This window comes from Orbaceae bacterium BiB, from assembly GCA_036251205.1.
In the GTDB taxonomy this organism is placed as follows: domain Bacteria; phylum Pseudomonadota; class Gammaproteobacteria; order Enterobacterales; family Orbaceae; genus Orbus; species Orbus mooreae.
On sequence record CP133958.1, the window covers coordinates 1171248 to 1196313 of the forward strand.

Genomic DNA, 25066 nt, shown 5'->3' on the forward strand with positions numbered 1-25066 from the left:
ACTTAAGTTTTTATTAAAAAATATAAAGTTAATAGCCGCATAGTATATCACTCATTATTACTATTTTAAATAGCCGTTTTTCTATCATAACTATTCTCTTTTTATTGAAGACTAAACTAGATTTCTAACTAAAAACTAAATACTGTATATAAGAAACCAAATAGTAAAAAATTTGTAATAACATATAGATGAGTTCATACAAAATATTGGCTATAATCGTAACAAAGTAATATTCTTTTTTTATATTTTTATTTTTGATGTTTTAGCAATTTTTATATTATATAATCCACGCAATATCACATAAAAAAGGAGAAACAGATGGTAGGTATTATCCTAGCAAGCCATGGTGACTTTGCTGAAGGTATTCTACAATCAGGAACTATGATATTTGGTGAGCAAGATAACGTTAAAGCAGTTACTTTGCATCCAAGTGATAGCCCCGATGATCTAAAAGCTAGAATGAAATCGGCAATAGAAAGTTTTGATAACCAAGAACAAGTTATATTTTTAGTTGATTTATGGGGCGGTACGCCATTTAACCAAGCTAATAATTTGTGTGGCGAACATCCAAACTGGGTTATTGTATCAGGTCTTAATTTACCTATGTTAATAGAAGCCTATTCATCACGTCTATCTTGTGAATCTGCGCAAGAAATTGCAGTTCAAATTCTTGAGCCAGCCAGAGAAGGTATCAATACTAATGCAGTAAACAAGCCAACAGCCAACAAAGAGAAAGCCGCTATTAAAAATGATAGTGCACAGCAAGCTCCAGTAGGTAATGGTAAAATTAAAATTGTATTAGCGCGTGTCGATTCACGTTTGCTACATGGGCAAGTTGCAACAGCATGGACTAAAGCGACAAACCCGAATCGAATTATTGTAGTATCTGATTCTGTTGCACAAGATACTCTCCGTAAAAAATTGATTGAAGAAGCTGCCCCTCCTGGTGTTAAAGCAAATGTTGTTCCAATTAGCAAAATAATTGAAGTATCCAAAGATCCACGCTTTGGCAATACAAAAGCATTACTATTGTTTGAAAATCCACAAGATGTTGTAAAAGCAATGAATGGCGGTTTAGATATTAAAGAACTCAATATCGGTTCAATGGCACATTCAATCGGTAAAGTTGTGGTAAGCAAAGTTATTTCTTTAGATAATAATGATATTGCAGCTTTTGAACAACTCAAACAAAAAAATGTTAAATTTGATATTCGTAAAGTACCAAATGATTCACAGGATAATCTTGATGAATTATTGAAAAAAGCGAAAACCGAATTAGCTGAGCAGAAAAAATAACTCAAAACTTAAGAGGTTTATTATGGATTTATCAATTATATCGATCGTATTGGTTATATTTGTTGCCTTTTTAGCAGGTATGGAAGGCATCTTAGACCAATTTCAATTTCATCAACCATTAGTTGCATGTACCTTAATTGGTTTGGTTACTGGCAATCTTGAAGCCTGTATTATCCTTGGTGGTACACTACAGATGATTGCCTTAGGTTGGGCAAATATTGGAGCTGCAGTAGCACCAGATGCGGCTCTTGCATCAGTCGCATCCGCTATTATTTTAGTATTAGGTGGACAAGGTACTGATGGTGTATCAACAGCGATTGCGGTTGCAATTCCACTAGCCGTAGCAGGTCTATTCTTAACGATGATTGTTCGAACTATTGCTGTACCTATTGTACATATGATGGATTCGGCAGCTGAACATGGTAGCTTCCGTAAAATTGAGTTTTTACAAATATTAGCTATCTGTTTACAAGGTTTACGTATTGCAATCCCTGCTGGAGCACTACTTTTTATCCCTGCTCACGCGGTACAAGCTGCACTTAACTCAATGCCAGAATGGTTAACAACGGGTATGGCTATTGGTGGTGGAATGGTAGTTGCTGTTGGTTATGCGATGGTTATCAACATGATGGCTAATAAAGAAGTTTGGCCATTTTTCATTATCGGTTTTGTGGTAGCAGCTATTTCACAATTAACACTTATTGCATTAGGTGCTTTAGGTATTGCACTTGCTCTTATTTATTTAAATCTTTCAGAACGTGGTAATTCATCTAATGGTGGTAACACCGGTGATCCACTTGATGATATTTTGAATGATTACTAGGACTGGAGGATAAAAAAATGGAACAAAAAATTAAGCTAACTAAAGGCGATCGTCTATCTGTTGCGTGGCGTTCTACCTTCCTACAAGGTTCTTGGAACTACGAACGAATGCAAAATGGTGGCTGGGCATTTTCAATGATCCCAGCAATCAAAAAATTATATAAAACTCAAGAAGATCGATCTTCCGCATTAAAACGTCATTTAGAGTTTTTTAATACTCACCCTTATCTTGCTTCGCCTGTATTAGGTGTAACTTTAGCACTAGAAGAAGAACGTGCAAATGGTGCTCCAGTCGATGATGTTGCGATTCAAGGTGTAAAAGTCGGGATGATGGGACCTTTAGCTGGTGTCGGTGATCCAGTATTCTGGTTTACGTTACGTCCAATGCTTGGCGCACTTGGTGCTTCTCTAGCATTAACCGGCAACATTATGGGACCTATTCTATTTTTTGTTGTTTGGAATATTATTCGTTGGTGTTTTATGTGGTATACCCAAGAGTTTGGTTATCGTACTGGTTCTAAAATCACTGATAATCTTTCTGGCGGCTTACTACAGAAAATTACGAAAGGTGCCTCTATTCTTGGTATGTTCGTCTTAGCTGCTTTGGTACAAAGGTGGGTATCAATTAACTTTAAACCTATTGTATCTGTCGTAAAACTTGATCCAAAAGCAACAATTGATTGGAACAACTTACCATCAGGTGGACAAGGCATACAAGATGCCCTCCTTCAAATGCAACAAGGCTTATCACTAACTCAAGATAAAGTAACAACATTACAAAATAACCTAGATCAATTAATTCCAGGACTTGTACCATTATTACTAACATTCTTCTGTATGTGGTTACTAAAACGTAAAGTATCGCCAATTATCATTATCGTTGGACTATTTGTGATTGGGGTTGTTGGACACGTTTTAGGTCTATTATAACAATCAATTAAGCAATAAATACGAAACCCATTTTTCATATTGTACTGATATAGAAATGGGTTTTTTTATTATTCTATTATATGATTAAGTAATGATAATAAGGATAACAGCAATAAAATGGTTCAATCATTAAATACAAAAGTGGATTTAGTTATTAAAGGTACCTCATTTATGGGAATCTCTGAATATGGCGACATAATGATTGGAGATAAAGCTTTTGAATTTTATCACAGTCGCGATAATCGAAAATTTATCCAAATTCCATGGGAAGAAGTCGATTATGTTACCGCTTCAGTGATGTTCGGTGGTAAATGGATTCCGCGTTATTCAATCCAGACTAAACGTAATGGCACTTTTACTTTTGCGTCAAAAGAGCCTAAAAAAGTGTTAAGAGCCATACGAGTTTATATTGATGGCGCCAGAATGGTTCGTTCACTTGGATTTTTTGGTGTGATTAAAAGAGCATTTAAAAAGAAAAAGAGTTAAAATACCTACCGATCATCCATTTTGATAATAAGTAGGTAATACCATGCAACATACTATGTGGAAACTAGATAATGTTATAAAAAACTACGATTGGGGAACTAAAACAGCATTATCAACATTATTTAATATCGATAACCCAAATAACCAGCCCCAAGCTGAAATTTGGATGGGAGCACATCCGGCAGGAGTCTCCACTGCAATTACTACGGATGGGAAACAGATCAAGTTAGATCAATTAATTGCCAAAAATCCCCAGCAGATCTTGGGTGAACAAACTTGTAAAAATTACCCAGCTCTTCCCTATTTATTTAAAGTATTATCTGCACAAGAGCCGTTGTCAATTCAAGTTCATCCTGAATTATCAAAAGCAAAATTGGGTTATGCCAAAGAGAATCAACTTGGAATTGCCATAGATTCAGCGCAAAGAAATTATAAAGATCCTAATCACAAACCTGAATTAATTTATGCATTGACACCATTTTTAGCCATGAACGGTTTTCGGCCAATAGCGGAAATAATATCATTATTTACTGAATTGAATATTCAATCTCTTAATGAGTTAGTGCAAGCGTTCCAAAAAAATCAAACGGATGAAGGATTGAGTCAATTTTTCCACGGTATCTTAATTTTAAATAATCAGGTTAAGCAACAAGCGATTAGCGAATTGCTAGAAAAAATTCAGAATAAAACCGAAACTCTTTTTGCTGTCATCAAACATATGGCTATAAAGTATCCAAATGATAGTGGGCTATTCTCGCCATTAATTTTAAATGTAGTGCAATTGAAACCTCAACAAGCCATGTTCTTAAAAGCTCAGACTCCACACGCTTATTTATCAGGAACAGGTTTAGAAATTATGGCAAGTTCAGATAATGTATTACGTGCGGGACTAACAAACAAGCATATTGATATAAACGAACTATTTAATAATACGACATTTCATAGTATTCCAGCTAACCAATTACTAACAACCGCGATTAAAGAAAATAATAAAATTGATTTTCCTGTCCCCGTTAATGACTTTGCTTTTGAAATTATTAATAGTGATGAAAACATCCGTCATGAAAAAACTATTAGTGCAGAAATTCTTTTTTGTATAACAGGAGAGATCACCTTATCCACTTCGAAAGATACCTTCACGATTAAGGCTGGAGAGTCAGTATTTATAGCTGATTGTGCTAAAACGTTTAGTTATCAAGGTCACGGCCAGTTAGCCAGAGCATTTAATCATTAATTAAAAAGGGGTAATCCCCTTTTTAATATGCTAACGCTAATTAATAAATAAAAGATACCCGGCATGAAGAGTCCATGCTAAAGCGAGACCATAGGTTAATAATTTACCTCGTCGAGGATGAATATTAAAATCATGTAACATGTGTAAAATACGATGTAAACCACACCATATCGGCAAACTTATCATTAAAAATAAAAATAATTTACCGCCCATTGTATAAATCAATTTTAAGATATAGCTACGAGTAGCCGCATCACCAAATGGGATAATAAAAGCAATAATCACTATAACTACTGGAGAAAATATTGCTGCCCACATGCCACCTGCACTAAATAATCCCCAAAAAATAGGTTCATTAGAGCGAGTTAATGGTTTTTGTTTATTTTCCATATTCATCAAAATCCTTTATTTAAAATAACCAAAAATCAGTAATAACATAATGGTTGAAATAATAATCGTTATGCACCACAATCCAAGCGTAAATAACATATTTGGTGTTTTTTTGCCGGCAATAATAATATTCATAGCTTTAGGTGCTAAATTAAACCATGTCAAAGAATGTATTAGTGCAGAGAGTAATGCTAAAGTATTTATCACAATAACAACTGGATGCTGCAAAAAGAAAATAAAACGGTAAAATTCATTTTGCCCCATTTCGTTAATATGAGAGCAAACTACTCCAAACATCAATACAAGGCTTGTCCAGATCATGAAAAAAGCTGTTGACTCACGAAGTATATAGAAAAAATAGTAGCGTAATTTTAGCCACCAATTACTTTCCATTTGATTCAAATGGGGTTTACGATACGATTTATCTGACTCACTACTGTTCATGATTGACTATTTCCATTACTAATTAATTAAGACTGAATTTTGATTTTAGAAATCAAATAATCCTTAGCACTTTCAACTTTCGCTAATTGAATAGCAAAAGCAGGATCCACCTGTTTTGGGCATACCGTAGAGCAAAAACCAACAAATGTACAACGCCAAACTCCATTTTCTTGATTAAGAATAGGCATGCGGGCATGATGACCATTATCACGACTATCTAAATTATAACGCATCGCAAGTGATATTGCTGCAGGCCCAATAAATTCAGGGTTCAAACCAAATTGCGGACAAGCCGCATAACATAAACCACAATTAATACAGTGAGTAAATTGCTGATATTTAACTAGTAGAGCAGGGAGCTGCTTATTCATTTCATCTTTTGCTAATTTTAAGCCATCCATAATATAGGGTTTAATCGCCTCGATACTTTGCATAAAGTGCGTCATATTAATAACAAGATCACGTTCGATGGGAAAATGAGCAAGTGGGCTAATCGTAATTTCTTTACCAACATAATCACGCACAAATGTTTTACAAAGTAGTTTTGGAATATTATTAATCATTACTCCACAAGAACCACAAATCGCCATACGACACGAACTTCGATAAACTAATTCAGGTGCTAGATTCTCTTTAATATAGTTAAGCATATCAAGAATTGACATCGTATTATCATAGGGAATATGCTCAAATTTTTGTAGATATGGCTGGCTATCAGTTTCGGGATGATAGCGCATAATATTGATGGTTATAGTCCGTTGTGTCATAACAATAATTACCCTTCTTTTCCACCATAAGAACGATTGGCTGGCGGCAGTTTACTCACATTAACATCATTAAACGTAATATTAGGTAACTCGTTTTCTCGATAAGAAGCCTGACTGTGTTTTAAAAACTGATCATCATTACGGTTTTGATATTCAACCTCAAGCCGTTGATGAGCACCTCGCGACTCTTTGCGTAAAATTGCGCTACAAACTATCGCTTGAGCAACTAGTAAACTCTGTTTTAACTCTAATACAGCAATTAACTCTGTATTATAAACATGCGATTTATCAACAATATTAATATTTTCCGCTCGTTCAATTAATTCAGATATTTTATTAATTGTATTTAACATTCCTTGCTCATTACGATAAATGCCACAACCTTGTTCCATCGTTTGCCCCATCTCTTTACGAATTTGAGCCCAATTCTCAGAGCCTTGATGATGAACTACTGACAATAATACTTTTTCAATCTGACTAGCTAGATTACTATTATGCCTAGTACTAAATGCCAGTTGTTTTGCATACTGTGCAGCTTGCCTACCGGCAATCTCACCAAATACAATCACTTCTGATAACGAATTTGAACCTAAACGATTAGCACCATGTAAACCAACAGAAGCGCACTCACCGACGGCATAAAGACCATTTAATATGGTTGAACAATTGATATCTGTTGTGATACCACCCATAGTATAATGTGCCGTTGGCCTAACAGGAATCGGTGATTTTACAGGATCAACACCAACGTAAGTCCTAGCTAATTCTCGAATAAAAGGTAAACGTTGATTAATTTTTTCCTGACCTAAATGACGTAAATCTAAATAAACAATCTCGCCATTAGCACTAGATAATGTATTACCTTTCTGATTTTCATGCCAAAATGCTTGTGATAATCGATCCCTTGGTCCTAGTTCCATATAACGATTCTTCGGTTCACCTAATGGTGTTTCTGGCCCTAGGCCATAATCTTGTAGATAACGATAACCGTCTTTATTCGTTAAAATTCCGCCCTCTCCACGGCACGCTTCAGTGATCAAAATACCGCTTCCAGGCAATCCTGTCGGATGATATTGAACAAACTCCATATCGCGTAGTGCAACTCCGTGACGATATGCCATAGCCATGCCATCACCCGTAACAATGCTACCGTTAGTATTGTATTGATAAACTCGACCAGCTCCCCCGGTAGCCATTATCACCGATTTTGCATTAAATTGAACTAACTTACCCTCCATCATGTTCAGAGCAACGAGTCCTGTAACTCGATTATCATCAACCAGTAAATCTAAAACATAATGTTCATCAAAACGATAAATTTGCTGAAACTGTAAAGATGATTGAAATAGAGTGTGTAAAATATGAAATCCGGTTTTATCGGATGCAAACCATGTGCGTTCAACTGTCATGCCACCAAAGCGTCGGACATTAACTGAACCATCTTTTTTACGTGCCCACGGACATCCTAAACGCTCTAGTTTAGCTAAAGCATTTGGAGCCTGAGAAACAAATAATTCAACAACATGTTGATCGCATAGCCAATCACCGCCCGATACCGTATCATAAAAATGAAATCCAAAACTATCATTTTCTTGTATTACACCCGCGGCTCCACCTTCGGCGGCGACAGTATGGCTACGCATCGGATAAACTTTAGAGATCAATGCAATTTTGAGGTCTGGGAAATGTTGGGCTATTTCAATGGCAGAGCTTAGTCCAGCCCCTCCACCACCAATAATCGCAATATCGACATCAACGATTTTCATTTTAGATCCTCTTGATTTTTCGTTATGCACGGAGATCGTAAATCTAATTTTACTGGGCATAACTAATATCCACAATAAAAAAGAGAGTATTTAGTAGGTTTATCGTCAACTAATTATATTAATTTATGATTAAAGTTGAATTATAAGAAATCCATGTACCCATTAAAAAACCGTTATTTTTATATTATACTAATTAGCCAAACTTGTTAAATCTACGCAAAATTATTGCGACGTAAAAAGGATAAGAACTATGCAACAATTACAATCTATTATCGAAGCAGCGTTTGAGCGTCGTGCTGAAATCACCCCAACTAATGTTGATGCAGCAACGCGAGAAGCAGTCACTCAAGCAGTTAACTTACTAGATAATGGTAAAATGCGTGTTGCTGAAAAAATTAATGGTGATTGGGTTACCCATCAATGGTTAAAAAAAGCAGTATTACTATCATTTAGAATTAATGAAAATCAACTGATTGATGGATGTGAAACTAACTATTACGATAAAGTCCCTTTAAAATTTGCTGATTATGACGAAGCTCGTTTTAAACAGGAAGGTTTCCGTGTTGTCCCATCAGCAATTGCTCGTAAAGGAGCCTATATTGCGCGTAATACAGTATTAATGCCATCTTACGTTAATATTGGTGCCTATGTGGATGAAGGTACTATGGTCGATACCTGGGTAACAGTAGGTTCTTGTGCTCAAATTGGTAAAAATGTACATTTATCTGGTGGTGTTGGTATTGGTGGTGTATTAGAACCATTACAAGCAAACCCAACTATTATCGAAGATAACTGCTTTATCGGTGCGCGTAGCGAAATCGTTGAGGGAGTTATTGTCGAGGAAGGTTCAGTCATTTCAATGGGCGTATTTATTGGTCAAAGTACTAAAATTTATGATAGAACCACTGGAGAAGTCTTTTATGGTCGTGTTCCTGCCGGTTCTGTTGTGGTATCAGGTAACTTACCATCAAAAGATGGCTCATACAGTTTATATTGTGCCGTGATTGTAAAAAAAGTAGACGCTAAAACACGTGGTAAAGTAGGTATCAACGAATTACTTCGAACTATTGATTAATTATTTTTATCGCCACATAATGTGGCGATAATTAATTTAAATTAGGAGTAAATAATGCCTTCTTTTGATATCGTATCTGAAATTGATATGCCTGAAGTTCGTAATGGTGTAGAAAATGCGACAAGAGAACTCGCTACTCGTTGGGATTTTCGTAATGTTCCAGCATCTTTTGACCTTAATGAAAAAGATCAAACCGTCACCGTATCAAGTGAATCTGATTTTCAGGTACAACAGTTAATTGATATTTTGCGAGATAAGCTTGCTAAAAGAGGAATCGATAGTGGCGCTCTTGATATTCCTGAAGAGATGAACCACTCAGGTAAAACTTATTCAATTACCGTAAAGCTTAAACAAGGGATTGATAAAGAACTATCTAAAAAGCTTATTAAATTAATTAAAGATAGTAAACTAAAAGTACAAGCCCAAATTCAAGGTGAACAAGTTCGTGTCACAGGAAAAGCCCGAGACGACTTACAACAGGTGATTGCACTTGTCAGAGGCGCAGAACTAGGACAACCGTTCCAGTTTAATAATTTCCGTGATTAATATCATCAATTAATTCACAAAAATTAAACTAACTCATTGAAATAAAAAATAGCCATCTCTAGCTTTTTAATTTTGTCGTATCATAAAAAAAAGAACAGTATGATTATACTGTTCTTTTTTTATTATGAATAAAACTGTAACGGTATACTTTTCTTGGAGACATACTTAGCGGTATGATAAACCATCAACTAAGGATATTATCCCGTGACAAGACAACTAAGTAGTGAATTTAAACGAGAATGTGCAGAGCTCGTTCTTAATTATGGTTATGCACATAAAGATGCAGCAAAAACAATGAATGTGAGTATTTCATCAATTGGGCGTTGGGTAACACAATATAGAAAAGAACGACAAGGTATTACGCCTAAAAATAGTGCGCTGACCGCTGAACAAAAACGAATACAAGCTTTAGAAAAACAAGTTAAGCAGTTGCAAAGTGATAATCAGTTATTAAAAAAGCTTCAGCCTTCTTCGCCATCGAAATGATAAGCAGCAACAAATAGCACTAATACTGAAGAAGGCAGGAAATGAAACCGTTCAAATCTGTCGGTGTTTATCATTAGCACCGAGTACTTTTTATTATCGAATTAAACATCGTGCATTTAAATTAATTAATGCTAGGCTTGAAATTGCCATGAAATCAATTCATAACGAAATGGACGGTATATATGGAAAAAGAAGAATGTTAGTTGAACTGGTTAAAAAAGGGTTTAAGCTTGGTTTAGATAAGGTCCGACGCTTAATGCGAAAATTAGGCCTAGTGGCTAAAAGGACTAAACAGCATTCCTATCCTCGTGGCGGTAAATCATCGCTACTGGCACCCAATCATTTAAATCGACAATTTAATCCGGCAACGATTAATCGCTATTGGTCTGGCGATATTACCTATATTCGGACAAGGCAAGGTTGGCTCTATCTGGCTGTTGTCATGGATTTATGCTCTAGACGCATTGTTGGATGGGCCTTTTCTGAAAAGCCAAACAGTTTACTGACGGTTAAGGCACTAAACATGGCGATACAGCGTCGAAAAGGAAAATGCCCTACCTTATTTCATTGTGATCAGGGGATTCAATATCGTAGTGAACAATTTCAACAGTTATTATCATATCATCAAATTACCTTTAGTATGAGTAGAGCTGGAAATTGTTTAGACAATGCCGTTACTGAACGATTTTTTAGATCATTAAAATCAGAAAGAATTAATTATCGAGATTATATAACAAGAGAGCAAGCGATGGTCGATATTATTGATTATATCGAACCGATTTATAATCAAAAAAGAAGACATTATAAACTTGGATTTATTTCACTAGCAGAATTTGAACATAATTTACTAAAAACTGCCTAAGAAGCTCTCCAATTTTTGTTGACCGTTACAATGCTCTTGGGATTATTTTATTCGATGATAGTATTTGATATTTAATTCGTTATAATTAACACAATTTTGTTAATTAACTCTTTTTTATTTTACGTTTGAGCATACTATGAAGCACATAGGAAGATGGCGTATGGTTATCATAATACTAATATTATTCATATTATCTTCACTTCTAGCTGTTTATAGCTTTGGTCTTTTTGCTAAGCGAGTAAAAGGTGAAGCGAGTTACGCACTCGCAACTCAAGATAATCAAACACAATTAGATAAAGCATTAGCTCCTGAATCAGCATTACATCCAAAGCAGACCAGTTTATTACTTATTCCAAGTAATTTAGATGCATTCGCTATTCGAGCCGCCAGCGCTAGAGAAGTGGGTCGCAGTTTAGATCTACAATATTATATTTGGAATGATGATCTAACCGGTCAATTACTTGCTATTGAATTACTTCATGCGGCAGATCGAGGTGTGCGAGTGCGGATTATTTTAGATGATATGAACTCACACGGTCATAGCAGTTTATTGGCTACGTTAAATTTACATCCTAATATCAGCATCAGAATGTTTAATCCAACCCGTGCACGGGATAATCGTTTTATGCGAGGCTTGGAGATGATATTACGCGTATTTAGCATTAACCGACGAATGCATAATAAATCCTGGATTGCTGATGGGAGAATGGCCGTTGTCGGTGGAAGAAATATTGGTAATGAATATTTCGGAGCAGCGGATAATCGTAATTTTTTTGATGCTGACTTATTAATTGGTGGCGAAGCAGTCAAAGAAACCGAAGCAATTTTTGATGATTTCTGGAATAGTGATGCCGTTATTCCGATTGAAGCATTAGTCAACGCTGACAGTAATTCATTAACACAATTAAAAGAGATCGTCCAACAGAAAAAAACACATTTATCAGCAATACCCTATCTAAATAAATTGAAAGAGACACCAAGTGTTAAATCACTCTTTACTGGTGAATGGAATAAAGGTGGCTGGCAAGTACATTGGACTCAATCAGCTCATGTTTATTCAGATCCTGCCATAAAGGCCTTTGGGCAAGGAGAATCTCAGTGGTTAATCCATCACATCGCTCCACTATTAGAAAACGCGGCTAAAACAGTAAAATTGATTTCGCCCTATTTTGTTCCTGGTAAAAATGGTGTCAATCAATTAACTCAAATACAACAAAAAGGCGTTACGATTGATATATTAACCAACTCTCTTGCTGCTAACGATGTTATTATGGCTCACGGCGGCTATGCCCCCTATCGTAAACCATTACTTGCCAATAATATTAATCTTTATGAATTAAAACCGTTTGGTAAAACTGAACGTAGTTTAATTGGTTCTAGTGATGCAAGCTTACATACAAAAGCATTTTTAGTTGATAGCAAAATTGGCTTTGTCGGATCCTTTAACTTTGACCCAAGATCGGCAAATCTCAATACAGAAATGGGAATTATCTTTGAAGATCCAAATATTGTCTCTGCACTACAGAAAGAGTTTGCAATGAAAACAAGTCGAGATCTAAGCTATCAAGTCATCTTAGTTGATGGTAAGTTACGTTGGCTTGATGAAAATGAGAATGATGAACCAATTATTTGGCAGCAAGATCCACAAAGTAAATGGTGGCAACGGGCAATGGCAAAGATTGTTGGCTATTTACCTATCGAGTCACAACTATAAAAATAGTTCAGTATTTTCGTTATTTAGTTGCTGTAAGGTATGATTCTAGTATAAAAAAGGGATCTTCAATCAGATCCCTTTTAGCATATCGTTTAAATAACGTTAACCAACAAGCGATTCTTGTTGTTCATCTACATAAAAGCAGGCCACTTTGTGTTGTTGATAATCAAGCAATTGTGGTTTCTCTTTAACACATCGTCCAAAGGCTAATCGACAACGTGCATTAAATGCACAGCCTTCTGGCGGATTCAATGGACTTGGTAACTCTCCTTCTAACTTAATTCGATCTCGTCTCAAATCAGGATTTAAACGTGGAGTAGCTGAAAGTAAAGCTTGAGTATAAGGGTGCACAGGATTTCCATAAATACTACTTTTCGTCCCTTGCTCAACGCAACGTCCTAAATACATTACCATCACATCATCTGCGATATGTTCAACAACCGAGAGATCATGAGAGATAAATACATACGACAACCCTAGCTCATCTTGCAAATCCATCATCAAATTCAATACCTGTGCACGAACAGATACATCTAATGCTGAAACCGGCTCATCAGCCACTAAAATTTCAGGCTCAAGCATTAATCCCCGAGCAATTGCAATACGCTGACGTTGGCCACCAGAAAACATATGTGGGTAACGTGAATAGAACTCCTCTTTCAGTCCAACTTTAGCCATCATTGATAATACTTTCGCTTTACGATCATCTTTTGATAAGTCAGTATTAATCAATAATGGCTCTTCTAAAATTGTTCCTACTTTTTTACGAGGGTTCAATGATGAATAGGGATTTTGGAAAACAATCTGGATTTTTTGCCGGCGCAATTTTTCTGCATCATGATCCGGTTTAAGGAGATCTTGACCTTTATAATAAAGCTCCCCCTCAGTCGGTTTTTCAATCATGGTCAACAATCTTGCTAAAGATGACTTACCACAGCCTGATTCTCCAACAATGGCTAATGTTTTACCTTTTTCTAACGTAAATGAAACACCATCAACGGCCTTAACTTGTTTAATATTTTGGCTAAATAGGCCACTCTTTACTTGATAATATTTTTTTAGATTTTTAACATCTAATAATAAATTATTATTCATATCTTGGTTTCCCCTCACTTGTTAAGGGATAATGACACTTTACTTGTCGACCGTTACCGTCATCAACAAGCAATGGTTCTTTCTCTTGGCATGTTTCATTAGCATATGGACAGCGAGGGTTAAGTAAACAACCCGATGGTCGATCATATTTCCCCGGAACAACACCCAGTAAAGAAGACAAACGCGCTTTATCTTGAGTAAACTCAGGTAATGAACACAACAAGGCTTGTGTATAAGGATGCATTGGCGATTTAAAAATCACATCAGCATCACCCACTTCCACTACCTGCCCTGCATACATCACAATAATTTTATGAGCAGCTTCTGAAACAAGCGCTAAATCATGGGTAATCAAAACCAGCGCCATATTATCTTTGCGTTGTAATTCGAGTAACAGCTCTATAATTTGTCCCTGAATCGTTACATCTAATGCTGTTGTTGGTTCATCCGCAATCAATAATTTAGGATTACATGCAATGGCGATGGCAATCATCACTCGCTGACTCATTCCACCAGATAATTGGTGAGGATAAACATTTAAACGATTTTCAGGATCAGGTATTCCCACACAGTTTAGTAGTGCTATCGCTCTCTCTTTTAATTTTGATTTACGGCCGCCTTGATGAATCTTTAAGGCTTCCATAATTTGATAACCGACAGTAAAACATGGGTTTAAACTGGTCATCGGATCTTGGAAAATCATTGCTACATCTGCGCCAACAATTTTCTTACGTTCTCTTTCTGAAATACGCTTAAGATCTCGACCATCAAAATGCAGTGCATTAGCACTCACTTTACCTGGAAAATCGATTAAGCCCATAATGGCTAAGGAACTTACTGATTTACCAGAACCTGATTCACCAACAATCCCTACAACTTGACCTTGCTCAACTTGGTAACTGATACGATCAACAGCTTTAAAATCACCAAATTGAACAGATAATTCATTGACTTCTAATAATGCCATAACAGAATCCTTCTTACTGTTTCAATTTAGGATCAAGTGCATCACGCAAACCATCACCCATTAGATTAAATGCAAGCACAGTCATTAAAATAACTAAGCCTGGGAAAGTTACTACCCACCAAGCAGATTGAGCAAATTGCAACACATCCGCTAGCATTGTTCCCCATTCAGGAGTAGGTGGCTGAGCTCCCATGCCCAAAAATCCTAAAGCAGCCATATCTAAAATGGCATTAGAAAAGCCTAAAGAAGCTTGTACTATTAATGGTGCTAAACAGTTCGGAAGAATATTAATAAACATTTGTCGTAAACCACCCGCGCCAGCGACTCGTGATGCTATAACATAATCTTTATTAACTTCTGATAAGGTTGCAGCTCTGGTCAAACGGACATAATGCGGTAAGGCTACAAATGCAAGGGCCATTGAAGCATTAACAATTGAGGGTCCAAAAATCGCGACTAATACTAGCGCCAATAATAAGCTAGGCAAAGCGAGCATAATATCTACGACACGCATAATTAGGCTATCAATAAAACCGCCTACATAGCCAGCAATCAAACCTAAAGTGATACCAATCACTAAAGAGACAATCACAACCATACAACCAACAAGTAATGATAATCGAGCTCCATAAATCAATCGCGATAAAATATCTCGCCCCAAATCATCAGTACCTAAAATAAAGTTCCAGCTACCACCCTCCATCCATGCAGGAGGAGCCAATAAGGCATCCCTAAACTGTTCAGCAGGTGCATGCGGAGCTACAAAATTAGCAAAAATCGCTAAAAAAACGACAATAATAATATAGACTAAACCGACCACAGCCCCTTTATTCTTTTTAAAATAGAACCAAAACTCTTGCCTTGGCGTCATTGGGACTGGAGCAACAATAGCTACCTCAGGCGAAATAATTTCTTCAGATAATGTTTCTTTTTTCATGGGTAACAATACTCTTATTTCTTATGTCTAATACGCGGATTAATAATGCCATACAACACATCAACTAATAAATTTACAAAGATGATTAAGGTTGCCACAATTAATACACCGCTCTGTACAACAGGATAATCTCGGCGTTGTAATCCTTCAATTAACCAGCGTCCAATTCCTGGCCATGAAAAAACCGTTTCAGTCAAAATAGCACCGGAAAGCATCGTACCAACCTGTAATCCAATAACGGTAACAACTGGGATCATCGCATTGCGTAACGCATGAACCAAAATAACACGTAATCGACCAACACCTTTGGCTCTTGCGGTACGGATATAGTCTTCGCTCAGGACTTCAAGCATTGATGAACGCGTCATACGAACAATAACAGCTAATGGTATCGTTCCTAAAACAATAGACGGTAAAATTAAGTGTTCTAGGGCATCAATAAAATCACCAGCCTCGCCCCAAATCCAAGTATCAATTAGCATAAACCCAGTTAATGGATTACTATCATCTAAAAACAGTACATCACTAACCCGTCCTGAAACAGGGGTTAAATCAAAATGCACAGAAACTAGCATAATTAACATCATTCCCCACCAGAAAATCGGCATAGAATAACCTGTTAATGAAATACTAATCGCACAATGATCAAAGATTGAACCTCGCTTTACTGCAGCTAATACACCGACAGGAATACCGATACAAACCGCAAAAATCATAGCACAGACCCCAAGCTCCATCGTTGCCTTAAATCTTGGCACAAACTCGTCCCAAATCGGAATCTGGCTCTTAAAGGAGATACCTAAATCGCCATGTAAAATACCGATAAGATAATCAAAATATTGTACATAGAGTGGGCGATCTAAACCAAATTGGCTCATTAATTGCGCGTGTCTTTCTGGGGATAACCCACGTTCTCCCGCTAAAATAAGAACAGGATCGCCTGGAATTAAATGAACAAAAACGAAGGTCAATATGGTAATACCAATAAAGGTCAGTCCGACAATACCTAAACGTTTAAGAATAAATTGAAACATATATTGGCTCTTTGCTTATAATGATTTGATTAATGATTGAATTAATCTGTTTTTATATTATTCAGAAGTTATTTAAAAAATTAAGCACGAAAGTATATTCAACAATGACATTTTGTCTATATTTATTGTAAATATACTATTCATTTTAAGGTTACAGCAGATAAATACATGGCTATTATTTTTTATCAGTGACAAAATAAAAGTACTACTAAACAACAGTAGTACTTTATATTCTTAGACTATTTTTCAATACTCACTTCATTAAAATTGTGCAATGCTAAAGGATCCATAATGTAACCTTTAACCTCTTTACGCACTGGCATATAAACGATTGAATGGGCTATCATTAATGCTGGAGCCTGATTCATCATTTCTACTTGAGCTTGTTTATAAAGTGCAATACGCTTTTCATGATCCGATTCTACACGCGCTTGTTGTAATAAATCATCAAATGGTTTGTAACACCAATGTGAGTAGTTTGAACCCGCCTTGACCGCATCACAGCTCATCAATACTGAGTAGAAGTTATCTGGATCACCATTGTCACCCGACCAGCCCATTAATACCGCATCATGTTCACCATCACGAATTCGAGTTAAGTATTCACCCCACTCATAAGTCACAATGTTAGCTTTTACGCCAATTTTTGCCCAATCAGATTGAATAATTTCAGCCATACGACGCGCATTTGGATTATAAGGTCGTTGTACAGGCATTGCCCATAGATTAAGCGTAAAACCATTCTCAAAACCAGCTTCTTTCAACAATGCTTTAGCTTGTTCTGGATCGTAAGGATAATCTTTAACGTCATTATTATAACCCCACATTGTCGGTGGAATAAAGTTTTTAGCAGGTTCTGCAGCACCTTGGAACACCGCATCAATAATCGCTTGTTTATTTACTGCCATGTTAAGCGCTTGACGTACTTTTAAGTTATTTAATGGTGGCTTATCCATATTATAAGCTAAGTATCCAATGTTAAGACCCGCCATTTCATCAATAACAATATTCTTATCTTGCTTCATGCGTTCAACATCAGCAAGATTTGGATATGGCATTGCATGACACTCACCTTTTTGTAGCTTAGCATAACGTACTGCCGCATCAGGTGTAATAGTAAATACCAAGCGATCTAATTTTGCTTTTGGACCAAAATAATCTGGATTTGCTTTAAATAAAATTCGGGAATCTTTTTGATACTGTACGAACGAAAATGGTCCTGTACCAATTGGAACGAGATCAAATTTCTCTGGAGTACCGGCTTTTAACATTTGATCAGCATATTCAGTAGATAAAATCGATGTAAATGACATTGCCATGTTTGCTAAAAAAGGGGCCTCTGGTTGAGATAGATGGAATACAACGGTGTAATCATCAACTTTCTCGATATCTTTGATCAATGTATCCATACCCATACTTGTAAAATACTCATATTGGCCACCAGATACTTTATGATATGGATGGTTAACATCTTTTTGGCGCATAAAAGAATTAATCACATCATCGGCATTCAAATTACGAGTTGATTTAAACTCTTTATTACTATGCCACTTTACATCGTCTCGTAAATGGAATGTATAAGTCATACCATCTTCACTAATATCCCATGATTTAGCTAGGCTTGGTTGAATTTCAGTCGTACCTAATTTAAACTCAACTAAACGGTTATAAACAGGGACTGCACCAGCATCCATTGAGATACCACTGGTTACAAGTTGTGGATTGAAATTTTCAGGTGATGCTTCAGCACAATATACCAATGTACCCGCAGCATTAGCTTGGTATGTTGCAACCATCGCAAATAACCCTAAGCTAAGTAGTAGTTTTCGTTTATATTTCATTAAATTACTCATTAATTTCCCTCTATCATGCAATTATTAATAACAAGGTAAAATATATCGAATAGACAAAAGGGTAACTTATTCGCTACCCTTTTGTTTATTTATGCGTTTACTTTTATAACTTTTAACACTAGGCCGTCAACAGCAATAACCTTAACTCGCTCACCAATTTCAACATCTTGGTCACAAGTCGCAGACCATGTACCGTCTTTAATTTTTACTCGGCCATAACCATTATGAATCTGTTCAACAACTGTTGTTGTAATACCCAGTAGATCTTGCTGTGGCTGATTTAAATGTCCTTTTACTGATTTATCTCCATCATGTTTTTTAAGCCACAACCACCAAACATATGCGGTAAGTAACGTAAAAATAGCGAATAAAATCCATAAAAAAGACCATGCAATCGGTACAATCCAAGCAATTAATCCGACGATAAAAGCCGAGATCCCACTCCACAATGAGTAGCCACCAGTACCAAGTAATTCAACAATTAATAATACACCACCTAGGGCGATAAATACCCAATGTGGATTAGTATAGATAGCGGATAAAAATTCATTCATTATTATTCTCCGTTATCGTGCTTTATTATTGTTTAGATTCATTGATCAACTGCGCTATACCACCAATACTACCCATTAAATTTGATGCTTCAAGTGGCATCATAATGATTTTGCTATTCTCAGCAGAACCAATAGTTTGTAATGCATCAGTATATTTTTGTGCAACAAAGTAATTAATTGCATTAATATTACCAGAGGCGATCGCTTCAGATACCATTTGTGTTGCTTTTGCTTCAGCTTCTGCAGCACGTTCACGCGCTTCTGCTTGTAAAAATGCAGCTTGTCTTTCACCTTCAGCTTTTAGGATTTCGGACTGTTTTTCACCTTCAGCGCGTAAAATTGCCCCTTGACGAACCCCTTCAGCATCTAGAATTTCAGCACGTTTATTACGTTCAGCTTTCATCTGTGCATTCATCGCCGCAATTAATTCAGCAGGTGGACGAACATCACGAATTTCAATACGAGTTATTTTAATACCCCATGGACTGGTTGCTTCATCAACAATACCGAGCAAGCGCGTATTAATATGATCACGTTGAGATAACATTTCATCAAGTTCCATACCACCGAGTACTGTACGAATGTTGGTCATCATTAAATTAATTACTGCACGCTCTAAATGGTTTACTTGATAAGCCGCTCTAGCAGCATCTTGTACTTGAATAAAACAAACTGCATCAATTTGCACATTAGCATTATCTTTGGAGATAACTTCTTGTGAAGGAATATCTAATACTTGTTCCATCATATTAATCTTACGACCAATACCGTCCATATAAGGAATAATAATATTTAAACCGGGTTCCAACGTCTGTGTATATTTACCAAAACGTTCTATTGTATATTGATATCCCTGAGGAACAATGGTAATAGCTTTAAACACAGTCAATAAAGCTAGTAAAACTAAAACACCAATAACGATATAAAATATAGACATAAAATTTCTCTTATTTATTTTAATAGTTGAAAATGATTGATTATTTTAAGCGCTAATTAATTTTTTTCATAGCATTTATAACGTTTAAAACAATTATTTATTTTAATCGCTATATAATAATTAATTATGTAACTTAAACAGTGTCGATAATTTATTGATAAATATCAAAAGTTAATAAAAAGTTGAAAATAATCACACCAATATAATAATTAATTTAAAATAATATCTTTAATATCAATAAGCTATAAAAAAGACCTTAGAAAGGTCTATCATTTAGACTAATTACCTATCAATATAATCAACAAACAAGATAGAAAAAATTGACCAATGTAATACAATAGTAAGATTGATTATGTTAATAGGCATAAAGTCTATCTAAAAACAGATAACACTGTTTCGCTATAGGCAATATTAGGAGTTTATAATGAATAACAAACATTCTCGCTTAATTATTTTAGGATCTGGCCCTGCAGGTTATACCGCAGCCGTATATGCAGCACGTGCAAATTTAAAACCGTTACTAATCACGGGGATGCAAGAAGGTGGTCAGCTGACAACGACCACTGAAATCGAAAATTGGCCGGCAGCTTCTGTTGATTTAACTGGACCGGAATTAATGGTCAAAATGCGTGAACATGCAGAGCGTTTTGAAACAGAAATTATTTTTGATTATGTTGAAAAAGTCGATTTTAGCCAGAAACCATTTAAACTTTATGGTGGTGAAACTCTTTATACTTGTGATGCATTAATTATTGCAACAGGGGCTAGCGCTCAATACTTAGGCTTACCTTCGGAAGAGGCATTTAAAGGTAAAGGTGTTTCTGCTTGTGCGACTTGTGATGGATTTTTTTATCGTAACCAAAAAGTCGCTGTCGTTGGTGGTGGTAATACTGCCGTAGAAGAGGCTCTTTACCTTTCTAACATTGCAAGTGAAGTTCATCTTATTCATCGCCGCGATGAGTTTAGAGCAGAAAAAATTCTAATTAATCGTTTAATGGAAAAAGTGGCTCAAGGAAAAATTATTCTACATACACATCAAACACTTGATGAAGTATTAGGCGATGCGATGGGCGTTAATGCCGTCCGTGTCCGCAGTACTCAAGATCCGAACAAAACAGAACAAATTGATGTATTAGGTGTCTTTATTGCTATCGGTCACAAGCCTAATACGGCTGTTTTTGGTGATCAGCTGGCATTAGAGAATGGTTATATTAAAGTTAAATCAGGCTTACAAGGTAATGCGACACAAACCAGTGTCGAGGGAGTCTTTGCTGCTGGTGACGTAATGGATCATATTTATCGTCAAGCAATTACATCCGCAGGAACGGGATGTATGGCCGCATTAGATGCCGAACATTATCTTGAAAATCAATCATAAAGTTTAATAATTCATGTCTACATCTTTAGATAAAAAACGCCAAAAGCAGTTATTTACTTGGCTAAAAAATCAAGTATCACAGCATAAAAAATTGCTACGATATTCTATTATTACCGGTTTTATATCTGCATTGTGTATTATTGCTCAAGCTGGTTTATTGGCTTTAATATTACAAAATTTAATTATGGATCAGGGATCTTTTCAAACCATCCAGTTCCATCTATTAGCTTTAATGTTTCTGTTTATTATTAGAGCTTATTTAACTTATGTTCGGGAACAAGTTAATTTTTCACTAGGCCAAAAATTACGTCAAACAGTTAGACAACAGTTAATCGATAAAATCGAACATAGTGGGCCGTCGGCAATTAGTCAACAAACGAGTGGTGGACTTACTACGTTACTAATTGAACAGATAGAGGATCTACAGGACTTTTATGCTCGTTATTTACCACAAATGCGTTTAGCAATAATGATCCCTGTCCTGATCTTAGTTGCAATTTTCCCATTCAATTGGGCTGCGGCTTTAATTCTCTTATGCACCGCGCCATTAATCCCAATCTTTATGATATTGGTCGGAATGGGGGCTGCTGATGTTAATCGTAAAAACTTTAAGGCGCTCGCTTATTTAAGTGGACACTTTTTAGATCGCCTCAAAGGACTACAAACAATTAGGCTATTTAACCAAGGTAATGCACAAACTAAAGCAATTCATAATGCTGCGGAAGATTTTCGACATAAAACAATGAGTGTATTAAGAATGGCCTTTTTATCTTCAGCGGTTCTTGAGTTTTTTGCCTCTATTTCTATTGCAGTGGTTGCGGTCTATTTTGGTTTTTCTTATTTAGGAGAACTTAATTTTGGTTCTTATAATGGTGTACTAACACTATTTGCAGGCTTTTTTGCATTAATATTAGCCCCTGAATTTTTTCAACCTTTAAGAGATTTAGGTACTTACTATCACGCTAAAGCACAAGCAGTAGCGGCAGCGGATAATATTGAATCATTTCTCGCTAAGGATATGCAAACAACACAGAATCAGGCCGATAAGGATATAACAAGTTCTAAAGAGCTAATAACAATTGAACATATTAAACGCATTGAAGCTGAAGATTTAGTTATTTTATCACCAGATAATAAACCTATTGTTGGCCCACTTAATTTTAACCTACAAGCCCCCTTTGGTCTTGCATTAATGGGGATCAGTGGCGAAGGGAAGAGTTCTTTGCTAAATCTTTTATTAGGGTTTTTATCATATCAAGGCTCGCTTAAAATTAACGGTAGCGAATTTAGAGAATTAGATCTAACAAAATGGCGAGCACAAGTTAGTTGGCTAGGGCAAAATCCTTATTTGCTCAATGATACCATTCGTCAAAATATTCTGCTTGCTAATCCTGATGCAACAGAACAAATGCTTAATAATGTAATCAAACAAGCCCAACTTAATGATTTTATTAGTGAATTAGAGCAAGGTCTTGACACCCAAATTGGTGAGGATGCAGTAAGACTATCAATAGGTCAAGCTCAGCGTATCGCGATTGCTAGAGCACTGTTGAAACCAGGAAATCTATTGCTACTTGATGAGCCAACCGCGAGTTTGGACAAACAGACTGCACAAGAGATTGAAGCAATTTTAGAAAACAATTATCAATTTAATAATATGATTACCGTTACCCATCAACTCAGTGAACAGATGAAGTTTGACCAAATTTGGCGACTTGATAAGCACCAAATATACATCGAGAAAAGGGAGACAGAACAATGTTAAAAACCCTTTTACCTTATATTAAGCTTTATAGACACAACTTTTTAATGATCATATTAGGCGTGATTCTTGTCTTAATGGCGTTAGGTGCGAGTATCTTTTTACTTTCTCTTTCTGGCTGGTTTTTATCAGCAACTGCATTTGTTGGCGTCGCTGGTTTATATAGCTTAAACTATATGCTACCTGCTGCAGGAGTAAGAGGTGCAGCAATAATTAGAACAGCTGCACGCTATTTTGAACGACTAGTAAATCATGATATTACCTTTAAAATTCTATCGTATTTACGCGTTAATGCTTTCAAACAGATTTTACCGCTTAGTTCGTGGCAACTGCAACACTATCAAAAAGCAGATTTATTAAATCGTTTCATTGCTGATATTGATCATCTAGATCATCTTTACTTAAGACTATTTATGCCGATTGTCAGTGGCTTATTAATAACATTATGTATTTACTTTGCTGTTAGCTATTTTGATTATACTGTTGCCCTAACAATTACAATCATTTTATTGATTACTATTTTGGCAATGCCATTAACTTTTTATCAGGCAGGTAAATCGTTAGGAGCACACATTGCCGAACAAAAAAGTCTCTATCGACAAAATTTAGTGAGCTATTTACAAGGTCAAGCCGAGTTAACCTTATTCAATGCTAAAGATAAATATCGTCAGCAACTTGATACTATTGAACAAAGTTGGTTAGACTATCAAAAACGCCAAGCGACCTTATTAAGCCTATCTAGCGCAATGATTTTGCTGATTATTGGCATCATGACTTTATTAATTATTTATTTAGTAGCAGATGGTGTTGCCAATTATGATCGACCTATTATTGCCTTATTCATTTTTATTGGATTATCTTGTACCGAAATTTTAGCGCCAATTCCTGGGGCATTTCTATTTTTAGGTCAAGTACTAACCTCAGCTAGACGAATGAATGAGCTAATGTCTACACATGCAGATATCGAATTTCCAGCAATTGGTGTATCAGCGAATTTAACAGCATGCACAATTGAATTTAATAACATCGACTTTAGTTATCCTAATCAGCCATTTAGTGTTTTAAAAAACGTTAATTTTACTGTCCATAATGGTGAGCATATTGCTCTTGTTGGTAAAACAGGTTGTGGCAAATCAACATTATTGAGTTTACTGACTCGTTCTTGGCAACCGACAAGTGGAACAATTTTTATTAATCAAACTGATATTAGCCAATTTGATGAGCCAACACTACGTAATATGATGACCGTTATTCCACAAGTAATTACCATTTTTAATGATACACTTCGCAATAACTTACTAATTGGTAATCCTAATGCGACCGATGAGCAGTTACTTGCCGTGTTACATAGTGTTGAACTTGATAAAATTGTCGCAATAGAGGATGGACTTAACTTATGGCTAGGAGAAAGTGGTAGAACTTTATCCGGTGGGGAAAAACGTCGAATCGGTATCGCAAGGGCTCTATTGCATGATGCACCACTGGTGTTAATGGATGAACCCACTGAAAGTTTAGATCATCAAACTGAACAGCAAATATTATCGATAATTGAACAATGCTATACAGGTAAGACCCTAATTATGGTAACTCATCGATTAATTGAAAATGCGTTATTTGATCGTACGTTTATGCTTGCTGAAAGTCACTTAACTGAATCAAAATAGTAGTTCAATAAAATGGCAGTCTATTTTCGTTAAAATATTGCTATAAAGTAGCATTATAGTATAAAAA

Annotated in this window: 24 protein-coding genes; 13 read left to right on the forward strand and 11 right to left on the reverse strand. The window is 36.0% G+C overall.

The window, feature by feature from the left end; all coding sequences use genetic code 11:
* The first annotated feature begins 318 nt into the window (after positions 1 to 318).
* From RHO11_05510 to manA, 5 genes are all read left to right on the forward strand, one after another.
* Positions 319 to 1296 carry a mannose/fructose/sorbose PTS transporter subunit IIB gene (locus RHO11_05510; GenBank protein ID WVD62576.1) on the forward strand — a complete coding sequence of 326 codons (978 nt, stop codon included), beginning with the start codon at positions 319 to 321 and terminating at the stop codon, positions 1294 to 1296.
* A gap of 22 nt (positions 1297 to 1318) precedes the next feature.
* Complete coding sequence (locus tag RHO11_05515) at positions 1319 to 2119, forward strand: PTS mannose/fructose/sorbose transporter subunit IIC (GenBank protein ID WVD62577.1); 801 nt, start codon at positions 1319 to 1321, stop codon at positions 2117 to 2119.
* A 17-nt stretch (positions 2120 to 2136) separates the two neighbouring features.
* Positions 2137 to 3048 (forward strand): PTS system mannose/fructose/sorbose family transporter subunit IID, encoded by a 912-nt coding sequence (locus RHO11_05520; GenBank protein WVD62578.1) that lies wholly within the window; start codon positions 2137 to 2139, stop codon positions 3046 to 3048.
* Positions 3049 to 3165: 117 nt separating this feature from the next.
* Positions 3166 to 3534: a DUF956 family protein gene (locus RHO11_05525; protein WVD62579.1), complete on the forward strand. Its 369-nt coding sequence runs from the start codon at positions 3166 to 3168 to the stop codon at positions 3532 to 3534.
* 43 nt (positions 3535 to 3577) lie between these two features.
* Complete coding sequence (manA, locus tag RHO11_05530; GenBank protein WVD62580.1) at positions 3578 to 4768, forward strand: mannose-6-phosphate isomerase, class I; 1191 nt, start codon at positions 3578 to 3580, stop codon at positions 4766 to 4768.
* 36 nt (positions 4769 to 4804) lie between these two features.
* Here the strand turns inward: manA and frdD are convergent, their stop codons facing one another.
* From frdD to frdA, 4 genes are read right to left on the reverse strand one after another with little or no spacing between them, the layout of a single operon-like run.
* A complete protein-coding gene (gene frdD / locus RHO11_05535; GenBank protein WVD62581.1) occupies positions 4805 to 5158 on the reverse strand; it encodes a fumarate reductase subunit FrdD in 354 nt (117 codons plus the stop codon).
* A 15-nt stretch (positions 5159 to 5173) separates the two neighbouring features.
* Entirely contained in the window at positions 5174 to 5602 is a 429-nt protein-coding gene (locus tag RHO11_05540; GenBank protein WVD62582.1) for a hypothetical protein, read from the reverse strand.
* Between the two features lie 26 nt (positions 5603 to 5628).
* Positions 5629 to 6369: a succinate dehydrogenase/fumarate reductase iron-sulfur subunit gene (locus tag RHO11_05545; protein ID WVD62583.1), complete on the reverse strand. Its 741-nt coding sequence runs from the start codon at positions 6367 to 6369 to the stop codon at positions 5629 to 5631.
* Positions 6370 to 6377: 8 nt separating this feature from the next.
* On the reverse strand, positions 6378 to 8135 hold the full coding sequence (frdA, locus tag RHO11_05550; GenBank protein WVD62584.1) for a fumarate reductase (quinol) flavoprotein subunit: 1758 nt from the start codon (positions 8133 to 8135) through the stop codon (positions 6378 to 6380).
* Between the two features lie 250 nt (positions 8136 to 8385).
* On the opposite strand from frdA, the gene dapD reads away from it, so the two are divergent.
* From dapD to RHO11_05575, 5 genes are all read left to right on the forward strand, one after another.
* Entirely contained in the window at positions 8386 to 9210 is an 825-nt protein-coding gene (gene dapD / locus RHO11_05555) for a 2,3,4,5-tetrahydropyridine-2,6-dicarboxylate N-succinyltransferase (protein ID WVD62585.1), read from the forward strand.
* A gap of 54 nt (positions 9211 to 9264) precedes the next feature.
* On the forward strand, positions 9265 to 9756 hold the full coding sequence (locus tag RHO11_05560; GenBank protein WVD62586.1) for a YajQ family cyclic di-GMP-binding protein: 492 nt from the start codon (positions 9265 to 9267) through the stop codon (positions 9754 to 9756).
* Between the two features lie 204 nt (positions 9757 to 9960).
* Positions 9961 to 10242: a transposase gene (locus RHO11_05565; protein WVD62587.1), complete on the forward strand. Its 282-nt coding sequence runs from the start codon at positions 9961 to 9963 to the stop codon at positions 10240 to 10242.
* A 25-nt stretch (positions 10243 to 10267) separates the two neighbouring features.
* On the forward strand, positions 10268 to 11104 hold the full coding sequence (locus tag RHO11_05570) for an IS3 family transposase (protein ID WVD62857.1): 837 nt from the start codon (positions 10268 to 10270) through the stop codon (positions 11102 to 11104).
* Between the two features lie 160 nt (positions 11105 to 11264).
* Positions 11265 to 12818: a phospholipase D family protein gene (locus RHO11_05575; GenBank protein ID WVD62588.1), complete on the forward strand. Its 1554-nt coding sequence runs from the start codon at positions 11265 to 11267 to the stop codon at positions 12816 to 12818.
* A 102-nt stretch (positions 12819 to 12920) separates the two neighbouring features.
* Here RHO11_05575 and RHO11_05580 read toward each other — a convergent pair whose 3' ends face one another.
* The 7 genes from RHO11_05580 to RHO11_05610 form a co-directional block, all read right to left on the reverse strand.
* A complete protein-coding gene (locus RHO11_05580) occupies positions 12921 to 13913 on the reverse strand; it encodes a peptide ABC transporter ATP-binding protein (GenBank protein WVD62589.1) in 993 nt (330 codons plus the stop codon).
* Positions 13906 to 14880, reverse strand: a complete 975-nt coding sequence (dppD, locus tag RHO11_05585) for a dipeptide ABC transporter ATP-binding protein (GenBank protein WVD62590.1) — start codon at positions 14878 to 14880, stop codon at positions 13906 to 13908. Before dppD ends, RHO11_05580 begins: the two co-directional genes overlap by 8 nt.
* Before the next feature lie 13 nt (positions 14881 to 14893).
* Positions 14894 to 15817 carry a dipeptide ABC transporter permease DppC gene (dppC, locus tag RHO11_05590; protein WVD62591.1) on the reverse strand — a complete coding sequence of 308 codons (924 nt, stop codon included), beginning with the start codon at positions 15815 to 15817 and terminating at the stop codon, positions 14894 to 14896.
* A gap of 14 nt (positions 15818 to 15831) precedes the next feature.
* Positions 15832 to 16851, reverse strand: coding sequence for a dipeptide ABC transporter permease DppB (gene dppB / locus RHO11_05595; GenBank protein WVD62592.1), 1020 nt, complete (start codon positions 16849 to 16851; stop codon positions 15832 to 15834).
* Between the two features lie 239 nt (positions 16852 to 17090).
* Positions 17091 to 18704, reverse strand: a complete 1614-nt coding sequence (locus RHO11_05600) for an ABC transporter substrate-binding protein (GenBank protein ID WVD62593.1) — start codon at positions 18702 to 18704, stop codon at positions 17091 to 17093.
* An 89-nt stretch (positions 18705 to 18793) separates the two neighbouring features.
* Positions 18794 to 19258, reverse strand: a complete 465-nt coding sequence (locus tag RHO11_05605) for an NfeD family protein (protein WVD62594.1) — start codon at positions 19256 to 19258, stop codon at positions 18794 to 18796.
* 25 nt (positions 19259 to 19283) lie between these two features.
* Entirely contained in the window at positions 19284 to 20195 is a 912-nt protein-coding gene (locus RHO11_05610) for an SPFH domain-containing protein (GenBank protein WVD62595.1), read from the reverse strand.
* Positions 20196 to 20619: 424 nt separating this feature from the next.
* Here RHO11_05610 and trxB point away from each other — a divergent pair, with 424 nt between their 5' ends.
* The 3 genes from trxB to cydC are packed head-to-tail and all read left to right on the forward strand — an operon-like array spanning position 20620 to position 24999.
* Positions 20620 to 21573: a thioredoxin-disulfide reductase gene (trxB, locus tag RHO11_05615; protein WVD62596.1), complete on the forward strand. Its 954-nt coding sequence runs from the start codon at positions 20620 to 20622 to the stop codon at positions 21571 to 21573.
* 13 nt (positions 21574 to 21586) lie between these two features.
* Positions 21587 to 23338, forward strand: coding sequence for a cysteine/glutathione ABC transporter permease/ATP-binding protein CydD (cydD, locus tag RHO11_05620; protein WVD62597.1), 1752 nt, complete (start codon positions 21587 to 21589; stop codon positions 23336 to 23338).
* On the forward strand, positions 23332 to 24999 hold the full coding sequence (cydC, locus tag RHO11_05625; GenBank protein ID WVD62598.1) for a cysteine/glutathione ABC transporter ATP-binding protein/permease CydC: 1668 nt from the start codon (positions 23332 to 23334) through the stop codon (positions 24997 to 24999). The genes cydD and cydC overlap by 7 nt, the downstream gene beginning before the upstream one ends.
* The last annotated feature ends 67 nt before the right edge of the window (positions 25000 to 25066 follow it).